This window comes from Anabaena sp. UHCC 0253, from assembly GCF_009712085.1.
Classification (GTDB): Bacteria; Cyanobacteriota; Cyanobacteriia; order Cyanobacteriales; family Nostocaceae; genus Dolichospermum.
Map to the genome: position 1 here is coordinate 917467 of NZ_VILD01000001.1, position 544 is coordinate 918010.

A 544-nucleotide genomic window follows, 5' to 3' on the forward strand; every position below is an offset into this window, starting at 1 on the left:
TATTTTGGCAAAACCCTTTAGGAATAATATTTGCTTGGTTTTTAACACAAATCATGGTTTTCACATCTTGGATTTGGTTTCGTCTCCCCAACCTCCAAGACTCATCTTTAGTTATACAAAACCTTTGGGGACATACTGCTGATCAACAATTTGCCGAAAAAGTTTATGTAGAAGCTCTCAATATCACTCAATATCAACTTTCCTATCTATTAGCAGGAATAGCTCTTTTGATGAGTGTCTCCTATTTCTTTAACCGAGGGATGAAATTAGAGTTTAGCTGGCCTATTAAAATTGTCTTCATACCTTTATGCTTTTATGCAGTTTGGTTATTAGCTCCTGAAGGTAGCTTACCCTACATCTATTTTGATTTTTAACTAGAATATTTAGATCCCCGAAGGGACTAGCAACTTGGGTTATTTATGATTTTTCCTCAATCTCAAGTTGTCCAGATTGTACAGTAGCATCCCATTTTGTAGAATCACCATCTTTCCAAAAATGTAAGTCAACCAAAAGCTGTACCCACTTCCAGACGACGCAACGTTAA

At 36.2% G+C, this 544-nt stretch carries 1 pseudogene; it reads left to right on the plus strand.

What is annotated here, in order from left to right:
- Positions 1-374 (plus strand): annotated as a pseudogene (locus tag FJR38_RS28135) (MBOAT family protein); the annotation flags it as partial.
- Positions 375-544 lie beyond the last annotated feature (170 nt).